This window comes from Psychrobacter sp. W2-37-MNA-CIBAN-0211, assembly GCF_040309405.1.
In the GTDB taxonomy this organism is placed as follows: Bacteria; Pseudomonadota; Gammaproteobacteria; order Pseudomonadales; family Moraxellaceae; genus Psychrobacter; species Psychrobacter glaciei.
On sequence record NZ_JBEOOU010000313.1, the window covers coordinates 1 to 262 of the forward strand.

The following is a 262-nucleotide window of genomic DNA, read 5'->3' on the forward strand; positions in this document are numbered from 1 at the left end:
GTACAGGAATGGGCAGCAAATTCAGAACGCCCAGGCTAATACTCAGATAAGCAAGGAAATTCAGGAAATCAGCGACGCCCGACTGGGCAGAAGCGCCCGCCACTTTAGCAATGGTTATCGGTCCACTCAAGTTTTTTACCGAGAGCTCGCCGAACAGCATTTTCTTCAGTGAATCCAGCGTCAGAATGCTCATGGTCCAAGTGCGACGGGCACCCTCGCCAATCGCGGCCAGCGGGCCATAGCTGACTTCGCGGATCATTTC

1 protein-coding gene is annotated in these 262 nt (G+C 53.8%); it reads right to left on the minus strand.

What is annotated here, in order from left to right:
• Positions 1-262: site-2 protease family protein (locus AAEY72_RS15375; RefSeq protein ID WP_352311457.1), on the minus strand; the 262-nt coding region annotated here is incomplete at both ends.